The sequence below is a fragment of the Streptomyces canus genome (assembly GCF_030815415.1).
Taxonomy (GTDB): domain Bacteria; phylum Actinomycetota; class Actinomycetes; order Streptomycetales; family Streptomycetaceae; genus Streptomyces; species Streptomyces canus_F.
Genome location: NZ_JAUSWW010000001.1, coordinates 2,637,012 through 2,651,583 on the forward strand (window position 1 = coordinate 2,637,012; position 14,572 = coordinate 2,651,583).

Annotated in this window: 9 protein-coding genes and 1 pseudogene; 7 read left to right on the plus strand and 3 right to left on the minus strand. The window is 71.0% G+C overall.

Translation table 11 applies throughout. The features are described 5' to 3' along the window. Positions 1-92: 92 nt before the first annotated feature. On the minus strand, positions 93-1,892 hold the full coding sequence (locus QF037_RS12245; RefSeq protein WP_307024517.1) for a S8 family peptidase: 1,800 nt from the start codon (positions 1,890-1,892) through the stop codon (positions 93-95). A gap of 467 nt (positions 1,893-2,359) precedes the next feature. Here QF037_RS12245 and QF037_RS12250 point away from each other — a divergent pair, with 467 nt between their 5' ends. Beyond that, entirely contained in the window at positions 2,360-3,286 is a 927-nt protein-coding gene (locus QF037_RS12250) for a lytic polysaccharide monooxygenase auxiliary activity family 9 protein (RefSeq protein ID WP_307024518.1), read from the plus strand. Positions 3,287-3,304: 18 nt separating this feature from the next. On the opposite strand, the gene QF037_RS12255 is transcribed toward QF037_RS12250, so the two are convergent. After that, positions 3,305-3,958, minus strand: a complete 654-nt coding sequence (locus QF037_RS12255; RefSeq protein WP_307024520.1) for a Tat pathway signal sequence domain protein — start codon at positions 3,956-3,958, stop codon at positions 3,305-3,307. A 630-nt stretch (positions 3,959-4,588) separates the two neighbouring features. Here QF037_RS12255 and QF037_RS12260 point away from each other — a divergent pair. Both QF037_RS12260 and QF037_RS12265 read left to right on the plus strand, forming a co-directional pair. Continuing rightward, positions 4,589-5,260: a DUF6230 family protein gene (locus QF037_RS12260; RefSeq protein ID WP_307024521.1), complete on the plus strand. Its 672-nt coding sequence runs from the start codon at positions 4,589-4,591 to the stop codon at positions 5,258-5,260. Continuing rightward, complete coding sequence (locus QF037_RS12265) at positions 5,260-5,712, plus strand: DUF6114 domain-containing protein (RefSeq protein WP_307024523.1); 453 nt, start codon at positions 5,260-5,262, stop codon at positions 5,710-5,712. The genes QF037_RS12260 and QF037_RS12265 overlap by 1 nt, the downstream gene beginning before the upstream one ends. 1,375 nt (positions 5,713-7,087) lie before the next feature. On the opposite strand, the gene tatA is transcribed toward QF037_RS12265, so the two are convergent. Continuing rightward, a complete protein-coding gene (gene tatA / locus QF037_RS12270; protein ID WP_307024525.1) occupies positions 7,088-7,303 on the minus strand; it encodes a Sec-independent protein translocase subunit TatA in 216 nt (71 codons plus the stop codon). 156 nt (positions 7,304-7,459) lie between these two features. On the opposite strand from tatA, the gene QF037_RS12275 reads away from it, so the two are divergent. The 4 genes and pseudogenes from QF037_RS12275 to QF037_RS50965 all read left to right on the plus strand — a co-directional run. Next, complete coding sequence (locus QF037_RS12275; RefSeq protein ID WP_307024526.1) at positions 7,460-8,953, plus strand: LCP family protein; 1,494 nt, start codon at positions 7,460-7,462, stop codon at positions 8,951-8,953. A 136-nt stretch (positions 8,954-9,089) separates the two neighbouring features. Further along, positions 9,090-9,905, plus strand: coding sequence for an SAM-dependent methyltransferase (locus QF037_RS12280; protein WP_307024528.1), 816 nt, complete (start codon positions 9,090-9,092; stop codon positions 9,903-9,905). Positions 9,906-10,160: 255 nt separating this feature from the next. Then, complete coding sequence (locus QF037_RS12285) at positions 10,161-11,162, plus strand: substrate-binding domain-containing protein (RefSeq protein WP_307024530.1); 1,002 nt, start codon at positions 10,161-10,163, stop codon at positions 11,160-11,162. A gap of 132 nt (positions 11,163-11,294) precedes the next feature. Then, positions 11,295-13,218: pseudogene (locus QF037_RS50965) on the plus strand (sensor histidine kinase); the annotation flags it as partial. Positions 13,219-14,572 lie beyond the last annotated feature (1,354 nt).

Sequence of the window (14,572 nt, forward strand, 5' to 3'; positions counted from 1 at the left end):
ACGGCACAGAAAAGGCGGGCCGGCCGGTGCCCCATCCGCACCGGTCGGCCCGCCTGCTCAGGGCGCGCTCAGAGAGTTCGAGCCCCTGGGGCTCAGAAGGTCAGCTTCCAGCTGTTGAGCGTGCCCGTGTCCTGCGCGGCGGTGTCCTGGACGCGCAGCTTCCAGGTGCCGTTGGCCGTCTCGCTCGAAGCGTTCACGGTGTAGGTGGTGTTGACGTTGTCCGCGGAGTCCGAGGAGCTCGCGGCCTTCAGGGTGTACACCGTGCCGTCCGGGGCGACGAGGCTGACCACCAGGTCACCGCGGTAGGTGTGGGTGATGTTCACCGCGACCTGGAGGGCCGAGGGGGCGTTGCCGGTGCGGCCGGTGACCGCGATGGAGGACTCGATCGCCGAGCCGTTGTCCGGGATGGACGCGGCGGTGGTGTTGGAGAAGGTCGTCCCCGTGCTCGTACCGCCGCTCACGGCCGCGACCGTCTTCGCCGCGTCCGCGAGACCCGCGCCGCAGCCGCCCGAGCAAGCGCCCGGCAGGGCACGGGCGTTGTTCTTGATGGCGGTCTCGATCTGGGCCGGGGTCAGCGAGGAGTTGGCCGACTTCAGCAGCGCGGCGAGGCCCGCGATGTGCGGGGTGGCCATGCTGGTGCCCTGGTAGTAGGCGTAGCTCTCGGTGGACGCCGTCGTGGCGCCGGAGTTCAGCGTCGACAGGATGCCGTTGGCGGTGCCGGTGCTGGTCTGGCCGCCGGGCGCCGAGATGTCGACCAGGGAACCGTAGTTGGAGTACGACGCCTTGGCGCCGGTGCGGCTGGTCGCGGCGACGGATATGACGTTGTTGCAGTTGCCCGGCGAGTGGTTCGCCACGTTGTCGTTGTCGTTGCCCGCGGCGACGGCGACGACAGTGCCGCGGTTCACGGCGGCGGTGATGGCGCTCTGGGTCGCGGTGGTGCAGGCACCGTCGCCGCCCAGGCTCATGTTGATGACCTTGGCGACATTGGTGTTGGCGGGCACGCCGGAGACGGTGCCGCCGGACGCCCAGGTGATGGCGTCGATGATGTCGGAGTCGTAGCCGCCGCACTTGCCGAGCACGCGGACCGGGGAGATCTTCGCGCCGTAGGCGATGCCCGCGACGCCCTTGCTGTTGTTGGTGACGGCGGCGATGGTGCCGGCCACGTGCGTGCCGTGCCAGGAGGAGCTGGACGCCGGGATGCCGGAGCCGCACTCGTTGGCCGCGTAGTAGTCGCCCGGGTCGGCCGGGTTGCTGTCGCGGCCGTTGCCGTCGACGGAGACCGCGGTGTCGGCGATGAAGTCGTAACCGGCGACGATGTTCGCGGCGAGGTCGGTGTGGGCGACGTAGCCGGTGTCGATGACGGCGACGGTGACGCCGGAGCCGGTGGTGGTGTTCCAGGCGCCGGGGACGTTCATGCCGGCCGTGGACTCGAAGAGGTCCCACTGCTTGGCGTACTCGGTGTCGTTCGGGTCGGCCTGCGGCGTGTTCAGGCGGTCCGGTACGACGTAGGCGACCTGCGGGTCGGCCTTGTACTCGGCGACCACGTCGGCGACATCGGTGCGGGTCAGGTCCGCACCCAGGTCGACGAGGGCGGCACCGGTGCCGAGGCGGCGCTGGAAGTCGACGTCCTCGCCGGTCTCCTTGCCCTTGGCGGCGGCGTCGGCCTCGGCGGCCTTGTTCGACTTGGCCTCGGTGGCACCGGACTTGTACCCGACGATGAGGCGCTCGGCCGCGATGCCGGGGGCGGCCTCGGTCTGCGCGGTGGGGACGGCGGCGGCCTGCGGGGCGGACTCCTGGGCCACGGCGACGGTGGTACCGGCCGCCGAGAACAGCGCGGCGGAGACCGCGGCGACGGAGACCAGCTTCCGTCGCAGGGAGGGGGAGGTACGCAAGGGCTTGCCTTTCGTAGCCGTCTCCGGGCAACGCGGAGCGGCGGTCTGATCGCTTCGTCGGTGAAGCGGCGGGGGGTAGATCGAAAAGCGGCGCGGTGGCCGGGCAGGGGGTGTCTGCCGGTCCACCGCGGAAGAAGGAGCGGCGTCTGGGGCGTGCGATCGCAACGCGGCGAGCGTGCGTGCCAGACGCCGCGACGCCGCGGGGGCCGGCAGACACCCCCTGGGCGCGTGAGCCGAATTGCCGAAGGGGTTACCTGTAGTTCGGCTGTGGTCGAACGATAGGCAAAGCGAAGGTCATGTGAATACAGGGGAAACCCTCGATCCGGCGGGAAACACACCCTCGCCGTCGAGGAGTTGAGCGGAAATGGTCCCTTTCACCCCTGCCGTACCGCACTGAACGCGCCGGGCCCGGTTTCCGTACTGCACGGGAGCAAACCTTTCCCGCGTCGGCCGAGGAGACGTCCCGGATGCCCCGGATGACCGCATACCGCACCGTTCTGACGGCCACCGTCGCCGCCCCGCTGCTGCTCACCGTCTGGGCGGCGGGTCCGGCGCAGGCGCACGGAGCGCCGACCGATCCGGTGAGCCGCGCCTACGCCTGCTCCCCCGAGGGCGGCGAGCGGGCGGGTACGGCGGCCTGCCGCGCCGCCGTCGCCGCGAACGGCAGTTCCTTCGCGGCCTGGGACAACCTGCGGATCGCGAACGTGAAAGGCCGCGACCGGCAGACCGTTCCCGACGGGGAGCTGTGCAGTGGGGGCCTGCCGGCCTACAAGGGCCTCGACCTGACCCGCACCGACTGGCCGTCGACGCGCCTCACGCCGGGCGCGTCGATGACGATGACGTACGCCTCGACGATCCCGCACACCGGCACGTTCAAGATGTTCCTGACCAAGCCCGGTTACGACCCGTCGAAGCCGCTCACCTGGTCCGACCTGCCGTCGCAGCCCTTCGCCGAGGTCAAGGACCCGGCGTTGACGGGCGGCGCGTACCGTCTGCCGGCGAAGCTGCCCGCCGACCGGACCGGTCGCCATGTGCTGTACACGATCTGGCAGAACAGCAGTACGCCGGACACCTACTACTCGTGTTCCGACGTGGTGTTCCCGGCGGCCGCGAAAGGCAACGCGAAAGAGAAGACGAAGGAGCCGAGTACGCCTTCGCCCTCGCCGTCCGTCGCCGCGGGCGCGAAGGCCTCCGCGAGCGCCTCGCCGAGCGCCGAGCCCCGGACGGCGACACCTGCACCGACGCCGTCGAAGGCGAGCCCCGACACCACTCCGGTGGCCTCCACACCCACCGCGGACTCCGGCCCTTCGGCCCCGCTCGTGGCGGGCGGCGCCGCCGCGGTGCTGGTGATCACCGGGGGCGCCGCCCTGGCGCTGCGTCTGCGTCGACGCTGAACGCCGTGCGCGCGAAGGTCAGTTGACGAAGACCGCCGCGCCGTCGGAGGTGGCGACCGGGGCGTACTTCGCGGTCCAGAAACCGCTGCTCGGGCAGAGCGAGGAGCCGGAGGTCCTGGTGAACTGCTGGTTGGCGAACTGGATGCTGTTGTCGGTGTTGGAGGCCGCGCCGGTGAGGCTGCCGTTCGTCGCCTGGTAGACACAGGTGACGCTGCCCAGCAGGGTCCGGAGCACGACGGTGGTCTGGATGGCCCCGGCACTCCCCGGGGCCACGGTGACGGTGCCGTCGGAGGCCACGGTGGTGGTGTACGCCAGGTTGTTGACCGTCACGCTGGTGACGCCGAGCACACCCACGTTGTTCGAGGTGCAGTTGCTGAAGGTATGACCGGTGAGCGACTCGGAGGCCGTACCGGGAGCGGCCGGGTTGCTGTCGACCGTCGCGGTGAACTGCGAGGTGGTGCAGGTGATGCCCGTGGTGCCGGTCGCGCTGGAGTAGAGCGTGGCCGTGGTGCCGCTCGCCAGGGGTGCGGTGAGCGTGGCGCCGTCGGCGACGGCGTCGCCGCCCGCGGATCCGGTGGTGAGGACGTTGTCGGCGGCCGATGCCGGGGAGATCGCCGGGAGGGTGAAGGCGGCGAGAGCGGCGGTGAGGGTGAGCAGGGTTCGCGTACGCATGCGGGGGTGCCTCTTTTCCGAGGTGGGGGGTCTGAAAGGGGTGCGAGGACGCGACGCGGCGTCCGCCGTCACCGGCTCGTCACGCCTTCTCCGTACGTGACGGACCGGCAACGGCAGCCGGCCGGCGACCGGCCGGAGAACCGTGGGGTGGCCTCCGGCCGGGCCGGGCGGAAAGGCACTCGGCACGGACCGAGGGGGGAAGCGACCGTGTGGGTGCCTGGGAGGAGGCGGGCACAGGAGGTGCCCGGAGCGGACAGGACGTCCGGGAGACGCGGGCAGTGCCGCGAGACGGATCCGGCGCCACGGATCCGGGTGAGCAGTGAGAGTTGTAGACCTGATGGTCAGTCAACGTCAAGGAAAAGCCCGCTAGTTGACGATCGTTCAATGGTTTTGCCGGGGCACTGGAATTCCTTGACGCACAAGTGGGGCACAACCGGCACCCTTTTTTCACAACTCCCTTGACCCTCGAATGTAACCCCGGGTAACTTCCTCAGCGGCTACTGCGGAGTAGCGAGAAAGCCCTTGCGCCCGCCGGGAGTTGTGAGGGTCGCGCGCCGCATGCGCTGTCCGCGCCAGGACAACGTGCCAGTGAGATGCCAGACCGCACTTTCTATGCACCTGGGAGCAGACATGGCCTCGTCCACGGACGTCTCGTCGTCCGCCGACAACACCCCCGAGAACCCGGAAAGCGGTTCCTCGCCCGACCCCGTCAGACGCGGACGGGTCCGGGCCCGCCGGGCCGCCGTGATGGCGGTGCCGGCCACGCTGGTCGCCGCGACGCTCGCGGTTCTCACCGCCGAGGGCGCGCTGGGCGTGCAGTTCGCGATCTCCGGGATGCCGTTCACGGTCACCGCCAAGGAGCTGAACGGCACCGGGTTCGAGCAGTTCGGCGGACTCGACAACATGGCGCCGGGCAGCCCCAACGAGGGTGACACCGGGGGGCAGGTGCTGGTCGTGACCTCCGCGATCAAGAGCGCGACCCTCGACAGCCTGTGCCAGAGCGTCGACCTCGGCGGCACCAACCTGCTCATCAAGGCGGGCAGCGGATCGCAGAAGGTGACGGCGACCGACCTGACCACCGACTCGACGGAGCTGACGGGCGACGCGTCCTTCACCAACATCGAGATCGGCAACGACGCCAGCACGCTCACCAAGGCCGGGGTCAAGGGTCCGATCGGCGTCTTCAGCCAGCAGTCCGACACCGTGCGCATCGCCAACCTGCGGCAGACCAACTACGCGACCACGGCAGCGGTGTTCAAGCTTCCGGGTCTCAAGCTCAGCTTCAGCAGCACGGGTTGCTGATGTCGGACACACCAACTCCACGAACCGGAGTGCGGTCGGCCTTCCGTGGCTGGCGGGCCGACCGTCCGTTCTGGGGTGGGCTGTTGCTCACCCTGGGCGGCGCCTGGATCCTGCTCACCGAGAAGGCCTCGCTGAAGGTCATCCTGCACATCGGCATGCAGGGACTGGCCGGCTATCTGCTGCCGGCGCTGATGGTGGTACTGGGGCTGCTCATCCTGTTCAACCCCACCCAGCGCCTCTTCTACTCGATCACCGGGGTCCTGCTCACCCTGGGCACCTGGCTCACCTCCAACCTGGGCGGCTTCTTCATCGGGCTCCTGCTCGGTGTCGTCGGCAGCTGCATGACCTTCGGCTGGCTGCCGGACCAGGAGCCGCGCGTGAGCCGCCGCAAGCGGCGCAAGGCCGCGCGGGCGGCGGCGCCACAGGGCTCCGCCAAGGAGCAGCCCGCCTGACCCCGCCCCACCACCGACTCCCTCTGAACCACCGGCTGTCCACCCCGACCACCTGATGCGCGCGGGATGAACAGCCGGTGTTTCAGGGGGAGTTCGCGTGTGGAGGGCTGGTCAGCGGAAGGTCCCGTGGTAGGGGTGCATCGCCTCCACGGCACGCCGAGGGCCGACCGTCGCCGTACGGTCCGAAAGGGCTGAGCCGCTCCGCGCGGGCGAGTCCCGATCCTGGCGGCACACCGCAGACCGCCGCCGGGAACGGCGCACCGTCGCGGGTCACTCACCGACGCACCACGGTAAGGCCATGCCGCACCTGGTAGTGGACATGCCGGGACGACCGGGACCGGACAGGTCAGGCCGGCCCGGGCGGGAACACCACCGCGGACCGCCATCCGGAACGGCACGCGGCCGCGGCCACTCCCACAGCACACGCCGAGGCACGACGAACCCTGCACCGGACCTGCCGGGACGACCGGACAGGCCAGGCCGGCCCGGGCGGGAACACCACCGCGCACCGCCATCCGGAACGGCACGCGGCCGCGGCCACTCCCACAGCACACGCCGAGGCACCACGAACCCTGCACCGGACCTGCCGGGACGACCGGACAGGTCACGCCGGCCCGGGCGGGAACACCACCGCGCACCGCCATCCGGAACGGCACGCGGCCGCGGCCACTCCCACAGCACACGCCGAGGCACCACGAACCCTGCACCGGACCTGCCGGGACGACCGGACAGGTCAGGCCGGCCCGGGCGGGAACACCACCGCGCACCGCCATCCGGAACGGCACGCGGCAGCGGCCACTCCCACAGCACCACGCCGAGGCACCACGAACCCTGCACCGGACCTGCCGGGACGACCGGAGAGGCCAGGCCGGCCCGGGCGGGAACACCACCGCGCACCGCCATCCGGAACGGCACGCGGCAGCGGCCACTCCCACAGCACCACGCCGAGGCACCACGAACCCTGCACCGGACCTGCCGGGACGACCGGAGAGGCCAGGCCGGCCCGGGCGGGAACACCACCGCGGACCGCCATCCGGAACGGCACGCGGCAGCGGCCACTCCCACAGCACCACGCCGAGGCACCACGAACCCTGCACCGGACCTGCCGGGACGACCGGAGAGGCCAGGCCGGCCCGGGCGGGAACACCACCGCGGACCGCCATCCGGAACGGCACGCGGCAGCGGCCACTCCCACAGCACCACGCCGAGGCACCACGAACCCTGCACCGGACCTGCCGGGTGGGCCTGAGAGTGAGCCGGCTTGCGCGGCCGAGGCAATTCTGGGCCGGTATGTCGCCGTAGCCCGCGACGCCACCAGGTGCGCCGCCGCAGGTGCGGATCGGCGCCGGTCGTCGGTCGGGCGGGAACCCCCGCGTCAGGTCGTGGGGCCCGCCGCCTGTGGGGTGGCCGGTGGCTCCGTCGCCGTGGCCGTGGTGTCGTCGTCCTTCAGCGCCTTCGCCTCGCTCTTGAGGATGCGCATGGACCTGCCGAGCGCTCGTGCGGTGTCGGGCAGCTTCTTCGAGCCGAACAGCACGATGACGACTATCGCCACGATCAGCAGGTGCCAGGGTTCCAGTCCGTTACGGAGCACGGCCGCGGCCTCTTTCCTCGGAGTTCTTCTCAACTCGCTCTTACGTCGGTCGAGCACACTTGCCCCGGCCGCCCGTCGGATGACGGTTGCTGTGGTGCGCAACTGTACAACTCAGGGCGAACATGACAAACCCCCGTAATACGCAAGAGGGCGCGCATGACGATCACCAGCACGCGAAGGCCCGCACCTGCGCGGCACCGGCAGAGCGGCCGCCGCCGGGCGGGACGTCGCCGGGGCCACCGGATACGCCTCGCGCTGCTGGTCTGCCTCTCCGTACTGGTGCTCGCGACCGCCGGTGCCGGCTGGCTCTATCTCAAGCTGGACGGCAACATCAGCACCTTCGACTCGGGCGGCCTCTCCGACCACCGCCCCGAGGCGGCCTCCCAGAAGGGCGAGAACGTCCTGCTGATCGGCTCCGACGCCCGCACCGGTGGCAACGACAAGCTCGGCGGCGGCGACAAGGACGACATCGGGCGCTCCGACACCACGTTCCTGCTGCACATCTACGCCGACCACCAGCACGCCCTCGCGGTCTCCATCCCCCGCGACACACTGGTGGCCATCCCCCCGTGCAAGCTCCCCGACGGCAGCTGGACGAAGACACAGCCCGACACCATGTTCAACGCCGCCTACTCCGTCGGCGACACCGCCAAGGGCAACCCGGCCTGCACCCAGAACACCGTCGAGCAGCTCACCGGGCTGCGCGTGGACCACACCGTCGTCGTCGACTTCAAGGGCTTCGCCCGGCTGACCGAGGTGGTGGGCGGGGTGAAGGTGTGCCTCCCCCAGGACGTCTACCAGAGCGACCTCAACCCCCACCGCACGACCCCCGGCAAGCGGCTCTTCACGAAGGGCGAGCAGACCGTCTCCGGGCAGAAGGCGCTGGACTACGTCCGGATCCGGCACGGCCTCGGGGACGGCTCCGACATCGGCCGCATCAAGCGCCAGCAGGCGTTCGTGGCCAGCCTGCTCAAGGAGGTGAAGAGCAGGGGTCTCACCCCGACCAGGCTGCTACCGCTCGCCGACGCGGCCACGAAGTCGCTGACCGTCGACTCGGGACTGGGCACGGCCGACAAGCTCATCTCCTTCGCCATGGCACTGAAGGACATCGACCTGCACAACACCAAGTTCGTGACCGTGCCCTGGCGGTACGAGGGGTCACGCGTCGCGGTCGTGCAGCCGGACGCGAGCGAACTGTTCGCCACGCTGAAAGCGGACCGCACGATCGACGGCAAGAACGCGGGCGGGAAGAAGAAATCGGCGGAGACCGCCTCCGCCACACCCGTCTCCGGGGCCGGGATCGGCGTCTTCGTCTACAACGGCACCACGGTGACCGGCCTGGCCGCACGGGCCGCCGCGACACTCACGTCGGACGGGTTCACGGTCACCGGTACGGCGACCGCGGCCACGCAGGACCACACCGGCACGTCGGTCGAGTACGGGCCCGGCGAGCTGTCCCGGGCCCGTACCGTCGCCGGAGCCTTCCCGGGTGCCGAGCTGGAGTCCGTCACGGGGGCCGGGATCAGCGTCGTACTCGGCCGGTCGTACGCCGCCGCCCCCACCGCGACCCCGACGGCCGTACCCACCGAGGTCGCGGACGGCGCGCGGTCCGCGGACGACGATCCCTGCTCGAATCTGACGTACGGATGACGCCGCGGCCGGGGATCGAGGATGCCTCCCGCCGAAGGACCCGAGGGTCGGGATTTCTCGCGCGGGCGCACAACTGCCCTGCCTTTGATGGGAAGTTGAACCCTGAACTCGTATTCCACGCGACAGGAGGGGCACATTGCCCGCCGACGGACGGCCCACCGACCGCATCGACACCGAGACCGCGCACGCCGCTCGGATCTACGACTACATCCTCGGCGGCAAGGACCACTACCCCGCCGACCGCGAGGCCGGCGACGCCATGTGCCGCGAGTGGCCCGCGCTGCCCGTGCACATGCGGGCCAACCGCGACTGGATGAACCGGGCCGTGCAGTGGCTCGCCGCGGAGGCGGGGATACGGCAGTTCCTGGACATCGGCTCCGGCATCCCCACCTCGCCGAACATCCATGAGATCGCCCAGTCGGCGGCCCCGGACGCACGCGTCGTCTACGTCGACAACGACCCCCTGGTCCTGGCGCTCTCCGAGGGTCTGCTGAACAGCACACCGCAGGGCAGGACGGCGTACGTCGAGGCGGACATGCGCGACCCGGCGGCCATTCTCGGCTCCCCCCAGTTCCGCGAGACCCTCGATCCCGGCGAGCCGGTAGCGCTGACGGTCATCGCGATCGTCCACTTCATGCTGGACGAGCACGACGCCGTGGGCATCGTCCGCCGGCTCCTCGAACCGCTGCCCTCCGGCAGCTACCTGGCGATGTCCATCGGCACCGCCGAGTTCGCCCCCGAGGAGGTCGGCCGCGTCGCCCGTGAGTACGCGGCCCGCGACATGCCGATGCGGCTGCGCACCCACCCCGAGGCCGCCGAGTTCTTCGCGGGCCTCGACCTCGTCGCCCCCGGGATCGTCCAGGTCCACAAGTGGCACCCGGACGGCACGGACACGCAGACGATCCGGGACGAGGACATCGCGATGTACGGGGCGGTGGGCCGCAAGCCATGACCCACCCCTGCCACGAACGGGCCGTGTCCCTTCGCCACAGAGTCCCCACGCTTTACGGCTGGTCCGCACCTGAACATCACGAAGCGGCACCGACAACTCACATAAAGTCGCTGCTCACTTGACTATCGACGGCCTCACGCGATTGGCTCCGGCGAGCGAGAGTCATCCGGACGACGTACACCACTTCGAACGTCCACCGGGTGCTCCCTCTCGTCGTTCCTCCAGCTCGGCCGCACAGCGAGGTGCCGCACCATCATGATCACTCCTCCCCCACCTCCCGTCTCCCCCAGACGCGTTGCCGCCCTGGCCGCCGCCGTCTGTCTGCTCGCGGCCGGCTGCTCCGCATCCGGTGACACGTCGGACTCCGCCGCCTCCGCCGGCAAGGCGGGCGGAGCCGGGCTCAGGATCGCCCTGATCACGCACGCCCCCGACGGCGACACCTTCTGGGACCTGGTGCAGAAGGGCGCCGAGGCGGCCGCCGCCAAGGACGGCGTCGAGCTGACCTACGCCGGCGACCCCGACGCCGCCGGACAGGCCGAGCTGGTGCGTGACGCGGTCCGCGAGAAGGTGGACGGCATCGCGGTGACCCTCGCCAAACCACAGGCGATGCGGGGACCCGTCGCCGCCGCCAAGGCCGCCGGTATCCCCGTGGTCGGCCTCAACTCCGGTATCGACTCCTGGCAGTCCGGCGGGCTGCTGGAGTTCTTCGGCCAGGACGAGAGCGTGGCCGGTCAGGCCGTCGGCGACAAGCTGGACGCCCTCCACGCCCGACACGCGCTCTGTGTGATCCACGAGCGCGGCAACGTCGCCCTGGAGGCCCGCTGCGCCGGGGTGAAGAAGACCTTCGGCGGCGAGACGGAGAACCTCTATGTGGAGGGCACCGACACCAAGGCCGTCGCCGCCGCCATCACGGCCCAGCTGCGGCAGGACCCGACGGTCGACGAAGTCGTCACGAACGGCGCGCAGTTCGCACTCACCGCGGTCGCGTCGGTGAAGGACGCGGGCAGCAAGGCACGCGTCGCCACGTTCGATCTCAACAAGGACCTGGTGAAGGCGGTCGAGAGCGGTGCCGTGGAGTTCGCCGTGGACCAGCAGCCCTACCTCCAGGGGTACCTCGCGGTCGACTCGCTGTGGCTGTACCGGACCAACGGCAACGTCAGCGGCGGCGGGGTGGCCCCCGTCCTCACCGGTCCGGCGTTCGTGACGAAGGCGAACGTGGACGCGGTGGCGAGGTTCGCGGCCAACGGCACACGCTGACCGGCCGGACCACATCCCTCCCTCGTTTCTCCCACCCTCCTCCCTCGTTTCTCCCACCCTCCTCCCCGCTTCTCCCACCCCCCTCCCCGCTTCTCCCACCCCCCCCTCCCTGCTCATCGCCTAGGACGACGAATGTCTCCACGGACAGGTGCCCGGCGCCGTCTCGGCTCCATACGTCTCTCCCTGATCCTGCTGGCCCTGGTGCCCAGCGTCACGCTCACCGCCCTGTGGGGTGTGACGACGACGCAGATGTTCACCGAGGGCCTGCGCCTGCGCGGACAGACCGAGTTGAGCCGGTCGACCGGTGCCATGGGCACCGACGCGACGCTCGCCCTCCAGCGCGAACGCAGCCTGTCGGCGGCACTGCTGGCCTCACCAGGCGGCTCCCGGGCCGCGCTGGACGCACAGCGCGCGGAGACGGACCGGGCGGTCGCCAAGCTGGTCGGACAGTCCGACGCGATCGCCGACGCGCCGTCGCGCATCTCGGACCAGCTGTACTCCGTGCTCGGATCGGTGGGCAGCCTGGAGTACTACCGGGACCAGGTCGACGACCCGACGGACATCACCCCCGCCCAGGTGCTGGACCAGTACAGCTCGATCATCGACGACCAGATACACGCCTTCCAGGAGCTCTCCCAGGTCGACGACGGCGACCTCACCTCACAGGCCGGACCGCTGGTCGCGCTGGAGCACGCGGCGGAACTGGTCTCGCAGGAGGACGCGCGGCTCACCCTGGCCTGGCCGACCGGGCACCTCGGCGAGAAGGAGTGGATCGCGTTCGCGCAGCTGGTCGACGCCCACCGGTGGCTCGTCGAGGACCAGATCGTCCCGCAGCTGAGCGGCAGCGCGAAGACACAGACCGAACGGATCCTGCAGAGCCCCGAGTGGCGGACCCTGGCGGACATCGAGGACCAGGTGCTCGCCGCACGGACGAGGGCCACCGACGGCAAGGTCGTGCTGCCCGACGCGCAGAAGAAGTGGACCGCCGCGCTGGACGAGGTCGCCGCCGCGTACACCCGGCTGATCCAGGACCAGACGGCCGGGCTGCTCGACCGCAGCGCGGACAAGGCGGACAGTCTGCTGTTCACCGCCGCCTCGCTGAGTGCGGGCGGGTTGTTCGGGCTGTTGGTGTGCGTCGGCATGTCCTGGCGGATCACCCGCTCCCTGTCCCGGCGGCTGCACGGCCTCCGGGAGGCCACGCTGAGCCTCGCCGAGGAGCGGCTGCCCGACGTGGTGTCGCGGCTGGAACGCGGCGAGAAGGTCGACGCGGATCTCGCGGCGCCGCCGCTGGACTACGGCGGGGACGAACTCGGCGCGGTGGCAAGAGCGTTCAACAAGGCGCAGCGTACGGCGGTGCACACGGCGATCGAACTCGCCGACACCCGGCGCGGCTTCCAGAAGGTGATCCTCGGCATCGCCCGGCAGAGCCAGAACCTGGTCAACCTCCAGCTCACCAAGCTCGACGCGCTGGAACGCCGGCACACCGACCCCGACGTCCTCAAGGGCCTGTACGAACTGGACTCCACGGCCAGCCAGTTGCGGCGGTACGAGGAGAATCTCGTCGTCATCAGCGGTGAGCGGCCGGGGCGCAGCTGGCAGGAGCCGGTCGCGCTGATCGACATCCTGCGCAGTGCGGTGGGCGAGGTCGCCGAGTACCAGCGGGTGGAGGTGCACACCGAGGAGGACGTGTATCTCGCGCCGCCCGCGGTGGCCGACGTGATCCATCTGCTGGCCGAGCTCATCGACAACGCGACCGTGTACTCGCCCGCACCCGCGCCGGTCACGGTGCAGGCCTCGTCGGTCGCCAAGGGCCTGGCCGTCGAGGTCGAGGACCGCGGTCTCGGCATGTCGGAGGAGGACTACGCCTCGCTCAACTCCCAGTTGGCGGTGCCTCCGAAGTTCGACGTGGTCGCCCTCGCCGACGACCTCCGCCTCGGCATGTTCGTCATCGGCCGCCTCGCCACCCGCCACGGCATAGCGGTCACCCTGCGCCCGTCGCCGTACGGCGGCACGACGGCGATCGTGCTGTTGCCGCAGGAGATCGTGGTACGCGACGTCGCGGATACGGATGCGCCGGGTACGGGGGTGGCGACCGGCCCGGGCACGACCTGGGACACGCCCGCGGGCCGGACCCGCATCGGTCCGGGAGGCCCGGTCCGCCACACCGACGAACCCGCCGCGGCGGGCGACTCCCCCGAACCGGCCCACGTCGTCACGGCAGTTGCTGTCCGTGGCGACATCACAAAGGCTCCTGAGCAGACGAACGCCGACGACGGAGTCCCGGCCCGACCCGGCAGCACGACAGCCGACGGACCCGGCGTGCAGCAGGACGCCCCCGAACCGGCCCGCACCGACGCCGAAGCCCTCCTCCGACACGGCGACGCGAGCGCCGGCGGACCCGACGGGTCGCGGACGGCGCCCCCGGCGGCGGCTCAACCCTCCGACTCCGACGCCGGAATCGCCGCCCGACACAGCAGCACGGACGCCGGCACACCCAGCGTGAAGCAGAGGGCGACCCCCGGAGCGCCCGAACCGGCAGACACCGACGCCGGAGTCCCTGTCCAGCACAACAGCAGGGACGCCGACACGCCCCGTGTGAAGCAGAGCGCGCCCGCGGGGGCGACTCAACTCCCTGACTCCGACGCCGGAATCGCCACCCGACACAGCAGCACGGACGCCGGCACACCCAGCGTGAAGCAGAGGGCGACCCCCGGAGCGCCCGAACCGGCAGACACCGACGCCGGAGTCCCTGTCCAGCACGACAGCAGGGACGCCGACGCGCCCCGTGTGAAGCAGAGTGCGCCCGCGGGGGCGACTCAACTCCCTGACTCCGACGCCGGAATCGCCGCCCGACACAGCAGCACGGACGCCGGCGCACCCGGGGTGGAGCAAGGGGCGCCCACGGAGGCTCCTGGACAGGCGGGCGTCGACGGTCGGACCCCCGTCCGACAGCGGCGTGCGGAAGCGGCCGGATCCGACAGGCAGGTGGGGGACGCCGGGACGACTGTCCCACCGCTGCCCGCGCGCCGACGAGGCGCACAGGACGACTCGGAGCACTCCCGCGCGGGTGAGACCGGTCGACGGGGAGGGCTCAGGGTCCCCGGGGACGTGGGTCGTGCGGGCGAGGTCGGGTACCCCGGGCGCCGCCCTGGCATGGCCCCGCTTCCCCGCCGTGTCCCCCAGACCAGCCTCGCCGTCGAGCTCCGCGAGGACGCCGCGCCCGTCGAACAGGACGGCTCCGGCGAGGAGTTCACCGCGGAGCGCGCCGCCTCCTCACTCGCCGGCTTCCAGCGCGGCACGTTCCGCGCACGGGACGAGGAGGCTGACGCGTCGGACGGACCGGAACCGGAAAACCCGCACCCCCGACCCTCCGCCCTCACCGAAGCGCCGTACGGTCAGGAGGAAACAAC

Bases quoted from the DNA above. Each gene is read 5' to 3' on its own strand.
- QF037_RS12265 (WP_307024523.1), top strand. From the start codon at position 5,260: ATGTCGGACACACCAACTCCACGAACCGGAGTGCGGTCGGCCTTCCGT.
- QF037_RS12260 (WP_307024521.1), top strand. From the start codon at position 4,589: ATGGCCTCGTCCACGGACGTCTCGTCGTCCGCCGACAACACCCCCGAG.
- QF037_RS12255 (WP_307024520.1), bottom strand. From the start codon at position 3,958: ATGCGTACGCGAACCCTGCTCACCCTCACCGCCGCTCTCGCCGCCTTC.
- QF037_RS12250 (WP_307024518.1), top strand. From the start codon at position 2,360: ATGCCCCGGATGACCGCATACCGCACCGTTCTGACGGCCACCGTCGCC.
- QF037_RS12285 (WP_307024530.1), top strand. From the start codon at position 10,161: ATGATCACTCCTCCCCCACCTCCCGTCTCCCCCAGACGCGTTGCCGCC.
- QF037_RS12275 (WP_307024526.1), top strand. From the start codon at position 7,460: ATGACGATCACCAGCACGCGAAGGCCCGCACCTGCGCGGCACCGGCAG.